The 552-nt window shown below is 40.9% G+C and carries 1 pseudogene; it reads left to right on the forward strand.

Features of this window, described 5'->3' with window-relative positions:
- Nucleotides 1–110: 110 nt before the first annotated feature.
- Nucleotides 111–552, forward strand: a pseudogene (locus AB4486_RS28495) (CpaF family protein); the annotation flags it as partial.

The raw sequence follows: 552 nt of genomic DNA on the forward strand, positions 1-552 counted from the left end.
CTATCATCGATTTGTCTCATGTTCTATCACCACCAGAACAAGAAGAGAAAGGGTGGCTGAAAAAGTTGTTTTCATAATGGGTTGATGAAAAGTAAACACGAGGGATTGTGATGTTCTTTAAACGAAAAAATGTAAATCCAGAGTTTGAAAAAAAAGTAGAACAGATTTCGCATGATTCAGAAGATGCCAATCCTGTTGACCGTTTATCCAATGTTGAGGTGTCTAGTCACTCTAGGAATACTGAAGCGAGCGTTGAAAAGGAAAAGGCGATTGATGAGGCTCGAAAGATTTTAGAGCAGGAACTGTCAATCAAACACTTCTTTCATAAGCAGTTGCTTGAGACATTGGATTTAGGATTACTTTCGAGCTTGGAGAAAGAGCGTGCGAAGTTAGATTTGCACGAAGCCATCGTACAGTTAATGGCTGAAGATGGTAGCCATGCTCTGAGTGCAGAAGGTCGAAAAAGGGTCATCAAACAGATAGAAGATGAGGTTTTTGGCCTTGGTCCGTTGGAGCCCTTATTAGCCGATCAAACCGTGTCAGATATATTGG

It is taken from the genome of Vibrio sp. 10N.222.55.C6 (genome assembly GCF_041473395.1).
GTDB classification, from domain to species: Bacteria; Pseudomonadota; Gammaproteobacteria; order Enterobacterales; family Vibrionaceae; genus Vibrio; species Vibrio crassostreae_C.